This window comes from Sphaerospermopsis torques-reginae ITEP-024 (genome assembly GCF_019598945.1).
GTDB lineage: Bacteria > Cyanobacteriota > Cyanobacteriia > Cyanobacteriales > Nostocaceae > Sphaerospermopsis.
Map to the genome: position 1 here is coordinate 820,639 of NZ_CP080598.1, position 17,197 is coordinate 837,835.

Consider the following 17,197-nt stretch of genomic DNA (forward strand, 5'->3'; position numbering starts at 1 on the left):
GAAAATTAGATCATGACCATTCTTGATCCGTCTCAATCTTATACCTTTAGCAAATATTTTGAAATGCACATTTCCCCTCAAGATTTTGCTCAAGAATTTGGCTATACATTCACTCGAAAACGTTTGAATTTACCCCAATATCCCGAAAATTTAGACCGATTACAAGAACTACAAGCAAGACTTGATGAAATTCTGCCATACTTTGATTTAGCTAACGAAACAAGTCGCCGAGAAGTATTAATTTCTCCCATCATTTTAGACTTAGTTCACTATACTAAATCAGAGGTAAGAATTGAGTATCAAATTAAAGTCACTGAACAACTACAAGGTTACTTTGATTATCTGATTAAAAAACAGAATAACCTTTTAGTAATCGAAGCTAAAAAAGAGGATTTAGATTATGGTATGACTCAACTTTTTGCGGAATTAATTGCCCTAGATCAATGGCAAGAAAATTCCCAACAAACTCATCTTATCGGTTCAGTAACTACTGGTAAAATATGGGAATTTGCCCAACTAGATCGCATTAATAAACATCTCGTTCAAGGACTTGATAGTTATCGTGTTCCTGATGACTTAGACCCCTTAATGCGGATTCTAGTTCAAGCTCTCATTTAATTTATAACTCCTGTGGGGTGGGCATCCTGCCCGCCCTTAACTTAAAACTTTCAACCATTAATAATTATGCCCCACAGTCTCATCCTCAATATCACCCCCCAATCTCCCATTTACCCCAATTTCCTCTCCGGTAGACATTATCACGCCTTATTCCTGAATCTAGTCAGTTATGTAGATAGAAAATTAGGCGACTACCTCCACGAATCAAACGCCGATAAAGCCTTTACCCTCTCACCTTTGCAAATACAAAGTAAACACAAAACCCAATCTAATATCTTGCAATATAATCATAAAAACTCCATTCCCGCAGGTACTCCCTGTTGGTGGCGCATCTCTTTATTAGATGATAATTTATTTAGTCAACTCACACCTTTATGGTTGAATCTTAACCCAGAACAACCTTGGCGTTTAGGGTCAGCTAATTTATTTATCACCAGCATTCAAGGTACACCCCAATCTTCTCAACCTTGGGCTAATGTTTGTACCTATCCTCAATTGTATGAAGCAGCAAGCGAGAAAGAAAGGATAATTAATTTTATCTTTTCTACACCTGTAGCTTTTCGTCAAGGTGGTTTTGACAATGTTTTACCTACCAAAGAATCTGTTTTTAATAGTTTGTTGAATCGCTGGAATAAATATAGCGGAATTGAATTAACTAATATTACCCTGGAATCAATTTATCCTAGTGCTTTTAATATCAGAACTGAGGTTATTAGCAACTATGACAATAAATTTATTGGTTGTCTTGGTGACATTAGTTATCGCATTCTTGGCGATGTGGAAGCAATAGGAATTAAACAAATTAATGCTTTAGCTGATGTTGCCTTATATGCAGGTATTGGGAGAAAAACGACTATGGGAATGGGAATGGTGAGAAGAAAGTAGGTTGGGTTGAGGAACGAAACCCAACATTGTCTTATCACATTATACAGGTTTTTGTTGGGTTGCGCTGTCGCTTAACCCAACCTACAGATTGGTTTTTTATTGTTTTGAAAATCAAATTGGGAATACTATATGCTATCCTCTATCACCTCTCCAGAAGATTACGTAAATATCGCTTCATTAAATCAATATTCCTATTGTCCCCATCGTTGTTGGTTGATTCATTGTGCTGGTGAATTTACAGATAATCAATACACTATTGAAGGCACAAGTTTACATGAAAGAGTCCACACAATGAGCGCAGAAAATCGAGATGAAGTTTACCAAATACGGGCGATTTATCTCAAATCTGATCAATATCAATTAATTGGTAAATCGGATTTAATTGAGTTTGAAAATGGTGATTATTACCCAATTGAATATAAACGCGGACGCAAAGGAGAATGGGATAATGATGAATTACAAGTGTGCGCTCAGGCTTTGTGTTTGGAGGAAATGACGGGTAAAAATATCAATTCTGGTTATATCTATTATGCCCAAACACATCAACGTCAATTAGTAGAAATTACGCCAGAATTACGATCTAATACTATTGCCACTATTGAAGCAGTAAAAATGTTGTTGTTTACTGGTGCAATGCCAAAATCTGTAAAAACAAAACGCTGTGATGGTTGTAGTTTGTTTGCTCGATGTTTACCCCAAGCTGTTGATAAGGTTGAGCGTTATCAAGAAGCAAGTTAATTGATAATTGACAATTGACAATTGATAATGAATTGGTGATTGAGTAATCAACTATTTACTGTCACCTGTCACCTAAAAACTGTCACCTAAAAGGAGGATTTTATCATGGGTACTCTTTACATTGCACAAGCTGATTCTTTTATCGGCAAGGTTGATGAAAGAATTAATGTTAAATTTGAGAAGAAAATTATCATGGATGTACCATTTATTAAGTTAGATGGTGTGGTGGTTTTGGGTCGTTCTACTGTTTCCCCGTCGGTGGTTTCTGAGTTGATGACTCGTCATATTCCCCTATCTTTTATTGATGAAAGAGGTCATTATTTAGGACAGTTACAACCACAAATGTCTGGTAATATTTTTGTGAGAAAGGCTCAATGGCAAGCTGCGGGAAATACACCTCAATCTATTCATGTTGTGCAGGGTTTTGTGAGGGGTAAATTAAAAAATTATCGTCAACTTCTGGTGCGTCGTCAACGAGAATCTGATAATCTTGATTTGTCTGCTGATATTACTCGTTTGGAAAATGTAATTGCAGCGATTGATAAAACTGAAAATATTGATTCTTTACGCGGTTTAGAGGGTGCTGGTAGTGCGGTTTATTTTGGTTGTTTTAATCGCCTAATTCTTAATCCTAATTTTGAATTTACTAAGCGTGTCCGTCGTCCACCTACTGATCCGGTAAATTCTTTGTTGAGTTTTGGATATTCTTTATTACGTCATGATATCCAAGCTGCTGTAAATATTGTGGGGTTTGATCCTTTTTTGGGATATCTCCATTATGATCGTTATAATCGTCCTTCTTTAGCTTTGGATTTAATGGAGGAATTTAGACCTTTAGTTGTTGATTCTTTGGTTTTGACTTTGTTGAATAAACAACTTTTAAAGCCGGATGATTTTATTAGTGAACCTTTAAGTAATGCTGTTTCTCTTACTGCTGAAGGTAGGAAAATTTTTCTCACTCATTATGAGAAGAAAAAACAATCAGAGTTTAAACATCCGGTAATGGGTAAAAAATGTACTTATCGAGAATCTTTTGAGTTACAAGCTCGGTTATTAGCTAAGTATTTAATGGGAACTACTGACAAGTATCCACCTTTGTTTATTAGGTGACAGGTGACAGTTTTTAGGTGACAGGTGACAGTAAATATTTTATTACTCAATCACCAATCACCAATTCATTATCAATTATCAATTGTCAATTATCAATTATCAATTATCAATTTATGAATGTTGTTGTTTCTTACGATATTTCTGAGGATAAACGACGGACTAAAATCCACAATATCCTCAAGTCTTATGGTCAATGGGTGCAGTATAGTATTTTTGAATGTGAGTTGACTGATACTCAGTATGCCAAACTGCGATCGCGTCTTAATAAACTGATTAAGGCTGATACCGATAGCATCCGTTTTTACTTCCTCTGTGCTTGCTGTCATGGTAAAATAGAAAGAATCGGTGGTGAACAACCCCGCGATCACACTGTTTTCTTCGCTTGATGCGCGGATGGGTGGGTGTAAAAATTTTAGGTGAACAAAAAATGGCTGAAATTATCTCTATACAAGGCTTTCATGATTTTTATCCAACTCACCCACCCGCGCACTTTACACAGCAAGAGTTTCAGCCATTTTACCCCTTGACACAATTTCTGAAATGGACTATGATTATCTCATCCGCGCAACTGAACCTTGAAAACTATATATATATAGGCTTTCAGCCGCCCGCTATTGCAATTTCTATTACTCCCTATTAGGGATTGAAACGAAGATTTAATTCCTCTCTATGGTATTCAAGAATTGCAATTTCTATTACTCCCTATTAGGGATTGAAACAAACCTTGAGAAATTAGGACATTGCTCAGGGGATAATTGCAATTTCTATTACTCCCTATTAGGGATTGAAACGCCATAAACAATCCTTTCCTCATCTTTGCCTGTCACAATTGCAATTTCTATTACTCCCTATTAGGGATTGAAACATTATTTTAACAGTGATGGTTGTGGTGGCGGTTGCAGTTAAAATTACTCATAATCCTGTAAATCCTAAAATCCTGGACATCCTGATTCAGACAAGTTGATATTTCCAATAATCCCTATGAGGAATTGAAACCTAAAAATCTCTATTTTTGTTTTCAGAAAACACTCTTAAAAACTGTCACCTGTCACCTGTCACCTGTCACCTAAAAACTATCACCTATCACCTCAAAAATCCCATTTCCTGCAAACCCTGACGCAACCTTTTAGCCTCTTGCGGATTATCTTTTTCATGAAGAGCGATCGCATATTCAAAAGCTGCCAAACTATTCTCCACATCACCCACTTTCAACAACACCACACCCAAATTTTGATAAGCTTCTGCATAATTAGGATTTAAAAAAATCGCAGCATTATAAGCATCAATTGCCTCAACAAACAAACCCATTGCTTTACATACCATCCCCAAATTATAATACCCAATCACAAAACTATCATCAATTTTTAAAGCAGTTGCATAAGCATTTTTCGCCCCTGGTAAATCTCCCGTCGCTTTCAACAAATTACCCAAATTATTATATCCTCCCAATTTCAACAAAGGATAAATAGGTAATTTCACCGCCGCTTGATAATAAGAAATTGCCAAAGGATAATTTTTTAAATGTGTATGTGCAATACCCAAATGATAATTTAACTCATACAAAATATCATAATTTGTCTCTTGAATATCTTGATCACGCAGATTTCTCACCTGATTAGAAGGTGAATCTTTCAACCACGCAAAAGGTTTTTTATCTGTTTTTTTGCGACTACCAACAATCTGAATTAAACCCCGATTTAATAACTCTATTCCCTCATTAACCTTACCCATTTCCACATACAACGCCCCCAACTTACTGCAAACATAAGCATCATCTGGATGATTTGCAAAAAATTCCAGCATAGCAGTTGCAGCTTTAGCATATTTATTTTGTTGATTAATAGCAGATTTTTGATATCCAGTATGCAAAATCGCAACCTGCGGTAAATAACCAACTTGCCAATAACTCTCCTTATTTAAAATCACCGCAATACTATCATCAACCAAAGCATGATAAGGACGTTCAAATTTAATTTCTGGATGTTTACGAAATAAGCGAGAAACCAAAGAATAAGGTGATTGAGTCGCACCAACTTCTTGACGCACCAGATTAATTAATATATAATCATCTATATTAATCGCCTCTCTAATTTGTGGTGCAATTTCTGGTGTAAGAACCTCATCAGCATCCAACACTAAAACCCAGTCACCAGTCACATATTTTAAAGCCTCATTCCGCGCTGCACTAAAATCATTACACCATTGAAAATAATGTAATTTAGCACCAAATTGTTGAGCAATTTCCGGCGTTTTATCAGTTGAACCCGTATCTAAAACTACAATTTCATCTACTAAACTTTGCACACTTTCCAAACACCTTGGTAAAGCAGCTTCTTCATTTTTAACAATCATGCACAAACTGAGTTTCATAATTTTTATTATATAATTCGTAATTTGTAATTCGTAATTCGTAATTCGTAATTCGTAATTTGTAATTTGTAATTTGTAATTCCTCATTCCTAATTTGTAATTCCTCATTCCTAATTTGTAATCAGGAAAAACTCTTACCTGTCACCTGTCACCTGTCACCTGTCACCCTTACAAAGACCGAATTAAATCCACAAAACCATAAATACTAATACTGAGTAAAAGACAAGCTGTAAATTGGGTAATTAATCTTTGGTAAAGAGGTGGGTGAACGTTTTCCCTGATAGATATTGTTTCCCGAACCAAAATAGAAATTGAAGCCCCAAGTACAAAACTTAAACCGAGTACCAAATAAGGTGTATCTGGTATAATTGTGGAAATAATTAACATGGCGATCGCCAGCAGCAACATCAACAATTCAATAAATCGCGGTGGATTATATTGACTAGATAAAATTAAAGTATTAACCCAAAAATTCCATAATCTCATAATTAGTAATTAGTAATTGGTAATTGGTAATTGGTAATTGGTAATTGGTAATTGGTAATTGGTAATTGATAATTGATAATTGATAATGGGTAATTAGTTTATAGAGAAATATCAAACTGATTACCCAGTCACCAGTCACCAATCACCAGTCACCAGTCCCCAATCACCTTATCTAACGTACACCAGCTTTGACACCAGTACCGTTTTTCTGTGTAGCATCTTCAGGAAGTTCCACACCAAAAACGCGAGCAAAAGCTTTTTCTACTTTATACCCAGAATCAATAGATTCTAACGGATCTTTCCGCAAACGATGACGCAGACATAAAGTAATTACCCGACGAATATCATCAACAGTAACTTCTGTGCGTCCTTCAAAAGCAGTTAAAGCTTTAGCAGCGCGGTTAGTAACAATATCACCCCGCAAACCATCCACATCTAACTCTGAACAAACCTCAGAAATTTTCACCCGCAGATCATAATCAAGATTCACTTGGGGTAACAATTCCTGAGCTTTAACAATCTTCTCCTGTAAAGCTTCCTGATCCGCCTTGTGTTGTTCCAAATATCCCACAGGGTTACGATCAAAATCTCCCCGTTGTTCCACAATTTGCACCCGCAAAGCAGGTTCTTTCACCGTGTGAATTTCCGCGTGCATTCCAAAACGGTCAAGTAACTGGGGACGCAGTTCACCTTCTTCCGGGTTTCCCGAACCCACCAACACAAACCGCGCAGGGTGACGGATAGAAATACCTTCCCGTTCTACGGTGTTCCAACCACTAGCAGCAGAGTCTAAAAGAACATCCACCAAATGGTCATCTAACAGGTTCACCTCATCCACATAGAGAATACCCCTGTTTGCTTTAGCTAAAAGACCAGGTTCAAAAGCCTTCACACCTTCAGACAAAGCCTTTTCAATGTCGATAGTACCGCAAACCCGGTCTTCAGTCGCACCCAATGGTAAATCTACCATTTGCACTTTTTTATGAGCTATGGGAATTTCAGCCCCTTGAGCAGCTAACTGACGGACTTCATCGCTCATCAAGTCCGGGTCATTGGGGTCACTGTTGAAGGGGTCATTGGCAACTACGGGTATCTCTGGCAACAGGTCTGCCAAAGCACGGATAGTTGTAGATTTGCCGGTGCCGCGATCGCCCATGATCATCACACCACCAATTTTAGGATCAATCACATTTAACAGCAGAGCCAGTTTCATTTCTTCCTGGCCGACAATAGCAGTAAACGGAAAGACCGCACGACGCGCACTTGCTGTAGTTTGAGCAGTTGGAGTCACTAAATTACCTTAACAATATTTTTCTTATTACAACTTCCTATTTTGCCACATTTTTGGGTGTGGGGACTGGGGACTGGTGACTGGTGACTGGTGACTGGGGAAGAAAATTTTAGATTTTAGATTTTAGATTTTAGATTGGAGTTGACAAAAACAATCCAAAATCCAAAATAAAAAACTCCTGACTCCTGACTCCTCTTATGGCTGATGACTGCGACGAATTTCTGTAATTTGGTCCGCTACATCCAATAGAGATTTCGGCATTTCTGGACCTGTAAGAATGATATCAATATGGGAAGGACGGCTTGCTAGAAACTGTAAAACCTCTGTTTCTGGAATTAAACCAAAATTAATCGCTAAACTTAACTCATCCAAAACCACAAGAGAATATTTACCTTCAGATACTACCTGTTGTGTATATTGCCACAACTTTTGTAATGCTTGGCTTTCTGTTTCATCTAAATTTGGTGTATCTATACAACGTGGTAAATCACAACGAATCCAATCTAAATTTTGCCCCATTTGTATAGGTTTGTCCTGTCCTTGATAAATACCACCTTTGAGGAACTGCACTATTAACACTGGTGTACCTTGTCCAGCAATTCTTAATGCTTGTGATATAACACTAGTAAAAAAGTTACGATGAGAGCTAGTGAAAACCTGTACTAATCCAGCTACAGAATATTGTAAGCTGAGTGTTGAATTGATACTGGGGGTTTCTAATTGGGCAACCATCATGATGAAGATAAACGGTAGTATCTATCAATTATCTAAGATAATTTTAATTTTTTGAGTAAAACATAGTTAGCCCGGATTTCTCACCAAAATCCTCAAACCCTTATAAAATCTGGATTCTCGGTTTTCACACTGTGTCAAAAATCAGCACCGTGAAAAATACCCGAAACTGTTTCTCCATAAGGATTATATAGATTGCGATCGCATTGTTTGTGAGAAATGCGGGTTAGGCAGTAGTGAATTTTAGATGATGATGAGGAGTGAATTGTGGTCAAATTGGTGATTTTAGGAGGTTCAGGGTCAGGAAAAAGCACCCAAGCACAAAGGCTCTGCAAATACTTTGATATGCCTCTGATTTCCACCGGTGAGATTTTAAGGGAAACTATATCTGGTAATAAATTAGCTAATGGGTACGGTGAAGCAAATGATTTAGTCTCCTCTGCCAAACCTTATCTAGAAAAAGGGGAATTAGTTCCTGATGAAATGATGATTGAATGTATCAAAGTTCGCCTCAGTCAACTGGATGTTAATTGTGGTTGGATCTTAGAAGGCTACCCCCGAACTGCTTTTAAAGCTGAAGAACTAGATTTTTTGTTGGACAGTTTAGGGCAAAAAATAGACTGGGCTATTTATCTGCAAGTACCAGAAGCAGTAATGGTTAGCCGTTCTTTAGGGCGATCGCTCCCAGATGATCAACCAGAAATTGTCCAGCGGCGTGTAGAACTATTCTATGATTGCACCATTCCTATTTTAGAATATTATGATCGTCGTCGCCGTTTATTAACTATTAATGGTGACGACTCACCAGAACAAGTACAGCACAATATTCTCAGTTTAATTGGTGATGGGTGATGGGTGATTGGTGATGGGTGATTGGTGATGGGTGAAAATTAATATATTCTAATTCCCAATTCTCTATTCCCTATTCTCTGACTCCTGATAATCTCAAAGCAGAATGAACAAATTTTCAAAATTCTGAGGCAAATTAAATGGCTTGGCAGCGTCCCGATGGTCGAAACCCTTATGAACTACGTCCACTGAGTTTTTACCCTAATTTTACCCGTTTTGCCCCTGGTTCAGTATTGGCAAAATGCGGTGATACTCAGGTACTTTGTACTGTAAGTGTCACAGAGGGAGTACCCAGGTTTTTAACCGGGAGTGGTAAAGGTTGGTTAACGGCTGAATATCGGATGCTACCATCTGCCACCCAACAACGACAGGAAAGGGAATTATTAAAATTATCGGGACGGACACAAGAAATTCAACGTTTAATTGGACGTAGTTTAAGGGCAGCTTTAGATTTTGCAGTGTTGGGAGAACGGACGCTAACTGTAGATACTGATGTATTGCAAGCTGACGCAGGAACGAGAACAACAGCAATCACAGGCAGTTTTGTGGCTTTAGCCCATGCTATTTCTCAATTATTGCAGGGGGGAGTATTAGAGCGATCGCCTTTATGTGGACAAGTGGCAGCAGTTTCTGTAGGCTTATTAGAATCAGAAGCATTTCTGGATCTTAACTACATTGAAGACGTGGCCGCTACTGTAGATTTTAACGTTGTCATGAATCACAATCTAGGAATTATTGAAGTCCAGGGGACAGCAGAGGAAGGCAGCTTTAGCCGTCAGCAGTTAAATCAGTTATTAGATGTTGCCGAAAAAGGCATCCAAGAATTATTAATAGCCCAACGGGATGCCATACCTGATTGGAATACCTTGTTTACTTTGGGGTGACTGGGGATTGGTGATTGGTGATTGGTGACTGGTGATTGGGTTAAATTATCCTTGAACTCCTGACTCCTTGAACTCCTGACTCCTGCCTCCTGTGCAATATTTCCCGCTTGTGGTCACTTGTGTTGAATAATATCAAAAGTCAACCTAATGGCGGTAAACTTGCAACCATCAAGAAATTTAGAGCAATTGTGGATTTTTCGCTGTTTGGCCACAGTGTTGCTCTTTGGTCAAATCTCCCTGCATATACTTCAAGGCAAAACCTATTACCGAAAAATTCTAGAACATACAGTTAAAGCTGGACCTGGTTCTCTCTCACCAGTTCTTTTAGTCTCTGGTTTTGCAGGTATGATTTTCACCATTCAAACAGCGAGAGAATTGGTGAGATTTGGTGCGGTGGAGACTGTGGGAGGTGCTTTCGCCTTAGCTTTTTGCAGAGAATTAGCCCCAATTTTGACTGCTAGTATTATTGCCGGACAAGTAGGATCAGCGTTTGCAGCGGAAATAGGTGCAATGCGAGTCACAGAACAAATTGATGCCCTTTATATGCTGAAAACCGATCCGATAGATTATCTCGTACTGCCAAGAGTCATTGCTTGTTGTTTGATGATGCCTTTGATGATGATTTTTGCAGTAGTTATCGGCATCAGTGGCGGAGTTTTTGCCGCATGGCAATTTTATCAAGTTCAGCCAGAGACATTTTTAGAATCAGTCCGAAATTTTTTAGCACCTTCAGATATTTTCATTATTTTGCTCAAAGGTTTGATTTTTGGGCTAATAGTTGCAGTGAATGGCTGTAGTTGGGGAATGACTACCAGGGGTGGCGCTAAGGAAGTAGGAGAATCTGCAACAACCGCAGTGGTAACTACTTGGGTAGCAATTTTTATTATGGATTTTGTACTCGCCTTGCTACTGTTTGAGCAGCCTGTACTTTAACAGTTATCAGTTAACAGTTATCAGTTAACAGTTATCAGTTAACAGTTATCAGATAATAAACCAAGTTGCTGGTTATAACAGTGATGGGGAAAAACAGGGTTTAAGGTTGAGGGTGTGGAGTTGAGGAGAGAAAAATAAATTCTTGCTTTCACCTCTTGCCTCTTGCCTTTTGCCTTTTGCCTCTTGCCTCCTAACTCTGATGATGTTAAAAGTTTCAAAAGTTAAACTAGGAAATTGTCAGAAGTTAGGTATTCTATTGCTGAAAGTCGGCTATGTGATGATGAACCCATGAACAAGAAGGTTGAAATTTTACCGGATCTCCCGGCGCTGGTAGCACGGGCGAGGGATTTGATCCTGTCCAAATTGGCCACTGCCATTCAAGAACGGGGGCAATTTACTATTGCTTTATCTGGTGGCAGCACACCTAAGCCTTTGTATGAAGCTATAGCCTCTTCAAACCTGCCTTGGGATAAAATTCATGTGTTCTGGGGAGATGAACGTTATGTACCACCAGATCACCCCGATAGCAATGAACTTATGGCGCGTCGTGCATGGTTAGATCGGGTTGCTATCCCAGCCGCTAATATTCATGCCATACCCACTTTATCAGCTAATCCAGCGGTAGATGCGGCCAAATATGAACAGCATCTGCAAGAATTTTTCCATGCAGCACCGGGAAACTTTCCCCCATTGGATGTAGTTTTACTAGGAATGGGTGATGATGCCCACACTGCATCTTTGTTTCCTCATACAGAAGCTCTTAATGTACGCGATCGCTTGATTACTGTAGGTAACAAAGACGGTAATCCTCGCATCACTTTTACCTACCCATTCATCAACGCTGCCCGGAGTGTAATTTTTTTGGCTGCTGGTGCTAATAAAAGACCTGCTTTAGCTCAAGTCTTTGCACCTACCGCTGATGATTTTACCTATCCATCTCGCTTGATTAAACCTCAAGGAGAATTGTTATGGCTGCTAGATGAAGCAGCAGGTTTAGAACTCAAACCCTAAATTAGTGAACAGGGAACAGGGAACAGGGAACAGGGAATAGGAAACATCAATTGCCTTTTGCTTTGTGCCATTGACAACTGTTAACTGACAACTGATTACCAGTAATATATTTTACAACTAACTTGATTAAGGCTTAAATTCATGATCGTCTGCCCAAATTGCAATCATCCCAATCCAGACGGCGCTGTTCAGTGTGAAGCTTGCTACACTCCATTACCAGCGACTACAAACTGTCCCAGTTGTGGGGCAACTGTCCAGGCAGATGCCGCTTTTTGCGGTCAGTGTGGCTATAACCTACACTCCGCTCCTGTTGCAGCAGAACTAACAGTAGTAGGTGCAACCATCGCTCCTAATATTCCTGTAGAAGTACCACCGTTGGTTGCTCCTGATCCAATGTTAGAACTTTTACAAGCTAATCCTTTAGGACTCAATACTTCTACTAATCCTCTTGTTGCTTCTACTTTACCACCAACTGTCGTGGCAGCAGCCCCACAACCTGCACCTGCACCTGCACCCGTACCAGTTCCACCTCCAGCAGCAGTAGTTCCACCTGCACCTGCACCTGCACCTGCACCTGCACCTGTACCTGCACCTGTACCTGCACCTGTACCAGTTCCACCTCCAGCAGCAGTAGTTACACCAGCACCAGCACCAGCACCTGCACCAGCACCAGCACCCGCACCAGTTCCAGAAGCGGTAGCTACACCTGCTCCAGAACCAGCACCCGCACCTGCACCAGTTCCAGAAGCGGTAGTTCTACCTACACCTGCTCCAGAACCAGCACCCGCACCAGTTCCAGAAGCGGTAGTTCTACCTACACCAGAACCAGCACCCGCAGTAGCTGTATCTAAAACCCAATTACAACAAGTGGTGGCGCGGTTGTTCCACGTCCAAAGTAACCAAGAAATTGAATTACCACAAAATCTGTCTGTAATTCATATTGGTAAACCTAATGATCGCATTCCTCCAGATATTGATGTAGCAGGATTTCCTAATTCCGAAATTGTCTCACGGATTCATGCAGATATTCGTGTTGAGGGAGATGCACATTATATAGAAGATGTGGGTAGTTCTAACGGCACTTATATTAATAATTTGCCGTTATTACCAGGAAATAGACACCGCTTACGTCCAGGCGATCGCATCAGTCTGGGTAAGGGAGATTTGGTAACTTTCTTATTTCAACTCTCTTAGAGAATAATTCGTAATTGATAATTCGTAATTCGTAATTAATAATGAGTATTTATAAATTACGAGTTACGAATTATTAGTAGGAATATTACATAATGAGAGAACCAAAAAATTTTCCATCTTTGCTAACTCAAGAAGTTCCCCCACAAGTTGAACGCATGGGGTTAACTTGGCTTGTAGGAGCAGCGATCGCCACTGCTGTTTTGTGGCAATTCCCAGCAGGTGATTATATTTTATATCCATTTACCATCTTAGCAACTTGGTTTCATGAAATGGGTCATGGTTTGATGGCTCTGATGTTGGGGGGAAATTTTCATAAATTACAGATTTTTAATAATGGTTCTGGTGTTGCTACTTATTCCATGCGCTCAACTTTAGGTCCTATTGGTCCTGCTTTGGTGGCAGCCGCCGGTCCGATGGGTCCACCTATTGCCGGCGCAGCATTAATTCTTGCTTCCCGCAGTTTTAAAGCCGCTTCCCTCAGTTTGAAATTTTTAGGGGGGTTTTTACTATTTTCTGCATTGGTTTGGGTGCGTTCTTTGTTTGGGTTGATAGCAGTACCCTTACTAGGTTTAATTATTTTGGCAGTAGCTTTGCAAACTCCCCGCTGGGTACAGGGTTTTGCTATTCAGTTTTTGGGTGTGCAAGCTTGTGTGAGTACCTACCATCAATTAAATTATCTATTTAGTTATAGTGCTGGATCTTTAGGGCTTTCCGATACAGCACAAATGCAAAGATATTTACTGTTACCTTATTGGTTTTGGGGTGCTTTGATGGCTGTGGCTTCTGTGGTGATTTTAGTCCAAAGTCTGCGGGTTGCCTATCGTTTAAATTAATCTTCGTTGTTATTTTCTGCGGAAGTTTCTATTTCTCGTTCTTGGGGTTGATAGTCTCCCCATTCTACAGTTACTTCTAAGTTTTCAGTTTGTGCAGGAATTAAAAAACTCAAACCGATAGAAGAAGGAAAGGGGACTTTTCTTGCAGCAGTAGTTTCTGGTGTTTTCGCATCTTCAGCGATATCTTTATTAGTAAAAGTTTCTATATGATCATCTGCGGTGGGGTCATATTTCATTTCTACCGGCGCACCAAAGGGAACTAAAAACCCGGTAAGATACCATTTAGAAGGGGGTTGGTTTAAAATTTCGGTTTGATATTCTAGGTCTTGGGAACTCGGACCGATTAAATCTAATTTTAAGGCTTTTTGGATATAGGCGCGAACATCTTGAGATTCCACATTTTTGGGGACTGGGGACTGGGGTATAATTACTTTATTATTATTTTATTGTGTCTGAATCAGGATGTCCAGGATTTGAGGATTTTCAGGATGAGATTTTTAATATTATCATTTTTTGTCTGAATCAGGATGTCCAGGATTTGAGGATTTTCAGGATGGGATTTTTAATATTATCATTTTTTGGATTCTTGATTATTTTATATTATTTGATCATCTCTCATGACTTTTGACTGCCCGCAGGGTGTCCTGATTCTGATACAATAAAACAATAAAATAATTATATCCCAATCCCCAGTCACCAGTCACCAGTCACTGATTCAGACAACATTAAAAAATGATTCATAGTTTTAAAAATTTAGGTACACAAGACATTTTCAATGGTAAAGATTCTAAACCAGCAAGAAAAACTTGTCCCTCCTCTCTTTGGAAACGTGCAGTACGTAAACTTGACCAGTTAGACTCGGTGACAAGTTTAGAAGATTTAAAAATTCCTCCCGGAAATTGTTTAGAAGCATTAAAAGGAGATAGAGAATGTCAATATAGTATTCGTATTAATGACCAATATCGCATTTGCTTTTTTTGGGAAGATTTAGGTGCTACTCTAGTAGAAATTGTAGATTATCATTAAATAAAATATATTAGTACAATATTAGTTAACAGAATTAACCTCTAAAATATGAGAATCCCTACCCATCGTCCTCCTACCCATCCTGGAGAAATGTTATTAGAAGAATTTATGAATCCTTTAGGTTTAACACCGCAAAAGGTAGCTGAATCTATTGGTGTTACGGAATCACAAATTTTAGATTTAATCGTAGGTAAACAGAACATTACTCCCAGTTTAGCATTACGTTTATCTAAGTTTTTGGGAATGTCTGTAGAATTTTGGCTCAATTTACAAATGCGTTGGGATTTGTATTATACTCAACAAGCAGAAGCAGATTTTTTGAATACTATTAATCCTTTTGTTGCTTAGTTGGAGACTGGGGACTCTCACAGGGGTAGGTTTTTAATATTATCTGTTGAGGCAGGACCTGGAAGACAAGGAGGGAAAGTAGACAAGGAAGATTTTATACAAAAAATGGTCTGTTTAGCCTCAGTTTTTGTTACCAATTGTACATTTTTGTTACGTATTTCCTCCCTTGTCACCTGGTCTGCCTTGTCCTCTAAGTCTTGCCCTCACGACAATGTAAAATACCTACCCTTGTGAGGGACTGGGGACTGGGGTATAATAATATTATCATTTTTTGTCTGAATCAGGATGTCCAGGATTGAAGGATTTTCAGGATGGGATTTTTATAATTTTATAATATTATATTATATTTTTTTGTATTCTTGATGATTTTATATTATTTTGATAATTTATAAACAACATCCTGAACATCCTATAATCCTGGTTATCCTGATTCAGACAAAATAAATTATTAATAAAAACCACAATCTCTAAACAACATCCTGAACATCCTATAATCCTGTTTATCCTGATTCAGACAAAATAAATTATCACTAAAAACGACAATCTCTAAACAACATCCTGTACATCCTCAAATCCTGGTTATCCTGATTCAGACAAAATAAAATAATTATATCCCATCCCAATCCCCAATCACCCCGAAATAGGCCATAAATAAATTAAACCCACAGGTTCAAATCGTACCGCTTTCACTTGATAAGTTCTTTCAATTCTCTCCGGTTCACTAATTAATTCTTGATCCAAACCTGCTAATCTTTTCACCCAATAACGACGATCTGCGTCTATTTGTTTTTGTTCATCTGCGGGAAATAATGATAGTTGGATATTTTTGGTTTCCTCCTGTTTCTGGATAATACGTTCTTTTTGTTCCTCTAATATCTTTTTCATTTCCGCTGCTTCTTTTTTACCTCTTTCTGTTAACTTTTTCTCTGCTCTTTCTGCTAAAATTTGAGCGCGTTTCTCTAAATGGAGAATCAGTTCTCCTATGTCTTGACTTGCGTGTTTTTGCAGTCTGCTTTTTATACCTTCTCCCACTTCATGAAAATGGGCGATCGCTAATGAGTCTTCTAACAACTGCAATACATCCTCTTTATCCCCTTTCCCCAATGGTTGCAGTTTTTTCTTACCCCGGTTTGCAGGATCTATCCATTCTGCGGCCATTGCGATCACCTCATCATGCAACCTGGCCGCTTTGTCTCCATACAAAGATAACCGCCCCAGTGCGATCGCCTTTGGCATCGGATCATTACTTAAACAAACACACAGCCGACTCAATTCGTCATGTAAAAAACCTTGGGATAAAAACCTGCTTAATAATCTCTGTACTAACCGATGTTCTAAGTGTAAATGCACTACATCCCCCTCCAAAGAACCTGGATCACGGAAAACGCAAAATCAAACCCGCTTCAATGGTTTTACCTAAACCCACATCATCGGCAATAAATAATGCTACTCTGGGCATGAGTAAAGCTTTGCAGAGAGGTTCTAACTGATAAGCTTTAACTTCTATCCCTGCCCGATAAGGTGCTTCAAATAACTTAATATCTGTGGAAGTTACGCAATTGCAGCGTAATGTATGCAGATAGGCGCTAAATAACTGGGGGTGATCAAAACCGCGATTAGCTATACTTTCCCAGGAAGTAGTACCAATGATTTTTGCGTCTATTTCCCGTTCCCAGAGGACTTCTAGCTGTTCTCCTAATGCGTCATCTTCTAAGCAAGATAAACTCACTTTTGTATAGACAGTAACCTGTGGATCTTCCTGTTCGGAAAACTTAGGTACTACCTCCTCCACCAGATATTGACGCGATCGCACCCGTACAATTTGACATGGTATAATATTATTTATGTCAGTTACAGTATTATTCACCTCAACCAGCCCCCTAACTGAG

General features: G+C 38.9%; 21 protein-coding genes. 13 read left to right on the forward strand and 8 right to left on the reverse strand.

The features are described 5' to 3' along the window. The first annotated feature begins 12 nt into the window (after positions 1-12). The 5 genes from K2F26_RS03795 (at position 13) to cas2 (ending at position 3,737) form a co-directional block, all read left to right on the forward strand. Complete coding sequence (locus K2F26_RS03795; RefSeq protein WP_220610414.1) at positions 13-618, forward strand: type I restriction enzyme HsdR N-terminal domain-containing protein; 606 nt, start codon at positions 13-15, stop codon at positions 616-618. 66 nt (positions 619-684) lie between these two features. After that, positions 685-1,503, forward strand: coding sequence for a CRISPR-associated endoribonuclease Cas6 (gene cas6 / locus K2F26_RS03800; RefSeq protein ID WP_220610415.1), 819 nt, complete (start codon positions 685-687; stop codon positions 1,501-1,503). A 129-nt stretch (positions 1,504-1,632) separates the two neighbouring features. Then, complete coding sequence (gene cas4, locus K2F26_RS03805) at positions 1,633-2,241, forward strand: CRISPR-associated protein Cas4 (protein WP_220610416.1); 609 nt, start codon at positions 1,633-1,635, stop codon at positions 2,239-2,241. A gap of 105 nt (positions 2,242-2,346) precedes the next feature. After that, the gene (gene cas1d, locus K2F26_RS03810; RefSeq protein WP_220610417.1) at positions 2,347-3,351 is read left to right on the forward strand and encodes a type I-D CRISPR-associated endonuclease Cas1d; all 1,005 of its coding nucleotides are present in this window, start codon (positions 2,347-2,349) and stop codon (positions 3,349-3,351) included. Between the two features lie 113 nt (positions 3,352-3,464). Continuing rightward, entirely contained in the window at positions 3,465-3,737 is a 273-nt protein-coding gene (cas2, locus tag K2F26_RS03815; RefSeq protein ID WP_220610418.1) for a CRISPR-associated endonuclease Cas2, read from the forward strand. A gap of 697 nt (positions 3,738-4,434) precedes the next feature. Here cas2 and K2F26_RS03820 read toward each other — a convergent pair. The 5 genes from K2F26_RS03820 to K2F26_RS03840 all read right to left on the reverse strand — a co-directional run bounded on the left by K2F26_RS03820 (position 4,435) and on the right by K2F26_RS03840 (position 8,505). After that, complete coding sequence (locus tag K2F26_RS03820; protein ID WP_220610419.1) at positions 4,435-5,721, reverse strand: glycosyltransferase; 1,287 nt, start codon at positions 5,719-5,721, stop codon at positions 4,435-4,437. A gap of 168 nt (positions 5,722-5,889) precedes the next feature. After that, positions 5,890-6,207 (reverse strand): hypothetical protein, encoded by a 318-nt coding sequence (locus K2F26_RS03825; RefSeq protein WP_187041336.1) that lies wholly within the window; start codon positions 6,205-6,207, stop codon positions 5,890-5,892. Positions 6,208-6,379: 172 nt separating this feature from the next. Beyond that, a complete protein-coding gene (bchI, locus tag K2F26_RS03830) occupies positions 6,380-7,498 on the reverse strand; it encodes a magnesium chelatase ATPase subunit I (protein WP_096572098.1) in 1,119 nt (372 codons plus the stop codon). Positions 7,499-7,693: 195 nt separating this feature from the next. Further along, the gene (locus K2F26_RS03835) at positions 7,694-8,230 is read right to left on the reverse strand and encodes a P-loop NTPase family protein (protein ID WP_194055994.1); all 537 of its coding nucleotides are present in this window, start codon (positions 8,228-8,230) and stop codon (positions 7,694-7,696) included. A gap of 137 nt (positions 8,231-8,367) precedes the next feature. Continuing rightward, positions 8,368-8,505: a hypothetical protein gene (locus tag K2F26_RS03840; RefSeq protein ID WP_220610420.1), complete on the reverse strand. Its 138-nt coding sequence runs from the start codon at positions 8,503-8,505 to the stop codon at positions 8,368-8,370. Between K2F26_RS03840 and K2F26_RS03845 the strand changes: the two genes are divergently transcribed. The 6 genes from K2F26_RS03845 to K2F26_RS03870 all read left to right on the forward strand — a co-directional run bounded on the left by K2F26_RS03845 (position 8,495) and on the right by K2F26_RS03870 (position 13,934). Continuing rightward, positions 8,495-9,082, forward strand: a complete 588-nt coding sequence (locus tag K2F26_RS03845) for an adenylate kinase family protein (RefSeq protein ID WP_220611764.1) — start codon at positions 8,495-8,497, stop codon at positions 9,080-9,082. The two genes, K2F26_RS03840 and K2F26_RS03845, sit on opposite strands and share 11 nt — an antisense overlap. A 137-nt stretch (positions 9,083-9,219) precedes the next feature. After that, positions 9,220-9,963, forward strand: coding sequence for a ribonuclease PH (gene rph / locus K2F26_RS03850; protein WP_220610421.1), 744 nt, complete (start codon positions 9,220-9,222; stop codon positions 9,961-9,963). Between the two features lie 147 nt (positions 9,964-10,110). Next, the gene (locus tag K2F26_RS03855; protein WP_220610422.1) at positions 10,111-10,896 is read left to right on the forward strand and encodes an MlaE family lipid ABC transporter permease subunit; all 786 of its coding nucleotides are present in this window, start codon (positions 10,111-10,113) and stop codon (positions 10,894-10,896) included. 288 nt (positions 10,897-11,184) lie between these two features. Further along, complete coding sequence (pgl, locus tag K2F26_RS03860; RefSeq protein WP_187041892.1) at positions 11,185-11,907, forward strand: 6-phosphogluconolactonase; 723 nt, start codon at positions 11,185-11,187, stop codon at positions 11,905-11,907. Between the two features lie 141 nt (positions 11,908-12,048). Beyond that, positions 12,049-13,101 (forward strand): double zinc ribbon and FHA domain-containing protein, encoded by a 1,053-nt coding sequence (locus K2F26_RS03865; protein ID WP_220610423.1) that lies wholly within the window; start codon positions 12,049-12,051, stop codon positions 13,099-13,101. 92 nt (positions 13,102-13,193) lie between these two features. Next, the gene (locus K2F26_RS03870; RefSeq protein ID WP_220610424.1) at positions 13,194-13,934 is read left to right on the forward strand and encodes a M50 family metallopeptidase; all 741 of its coding nucleotides are present in this window, start codon (positions 13,194-13,196) and stop codon (positions 13,932-13,934) included. Here K2F26_RS03870 and K2F26_RS03875 read toward each other — a convergent pair. Beyond that, positions 13,931-14,332 carry a hypothetical protein gene (locus tag K2F26_RS03875; protein WP_220610425.1) on the reverse strand — a complete coding sequence of 134 codons (402 nt, stop codon included), beginning with the start codon at positions 14,330-14,332 and terminating at the stop codon, positions 13,931-13,933. The two genes, K2F26_RS03870 and K2F26_RS03875, sit on opposite strands and share 4 nt — an antisense overlap. A 334-nt stretch (positions 14,333-14,666) precedes the next feature. Between K2F26_RS03875 and K2F26_RS03880 the strand changes: the two genes are divergently transcribed. Together K2F26_RS03880 and K2F26_RS03885 are read left to right on the forward strand one after the other, a co-directional pair. After that, complete coding sequence (locus tag K2F26_RS03880) at positions 14,667-14,960, forward strand: type II toxin-antitoxin system RelE/ParE family toxin (RefSeq protein WP_220610426.1); 294 nt, start codon at positions 14,667-14,669, stop codon at positions 14,958-14,960. 48 nt (positions 14,961-15,008) lie between these two features. Then, positions 15,009-15,308, forward strand: coding sequence for a HigA family addiction module antitoxin (locus K2F26_RS03885; protein WP_220610427.1), 300 nt, complete (start codon positions 15,009-15,011; stop codon positions 15,306-15,308). 630 nt (positions 15,309-15,938) lie between these two features. Here the strand turns inward: K2F26_RS03885 and K2F26_RS03890 are convergent. Further along, the gene (locus K2F26_RS03890) at positions 15,939-16,658 is read right to left on the reverse strand and encodes a hypothetical protein (RefSeq protein WP_220610428.1); all 720 of its coding nucleotides are present in this window, start codon (positions 16,656-16,658) and stop codon (positions 15,939-15,941) included. A 25-nt stretch (positions 16,659-16,683) separates the two neighbouring features. Continuing rightward, positions 16,684-17,175: a hypothetical protein gene (locus K2F26_RS03895; RefSeq protein WP_220610429.1), complete on the reverse strand. Its 492-nt coding sequence runs from the start codon at positions 17,173-17,175 to the stop codon at positions 16,684-16,686. Positions 17,176-17,197: the final 22 nt, after the last annotated feature.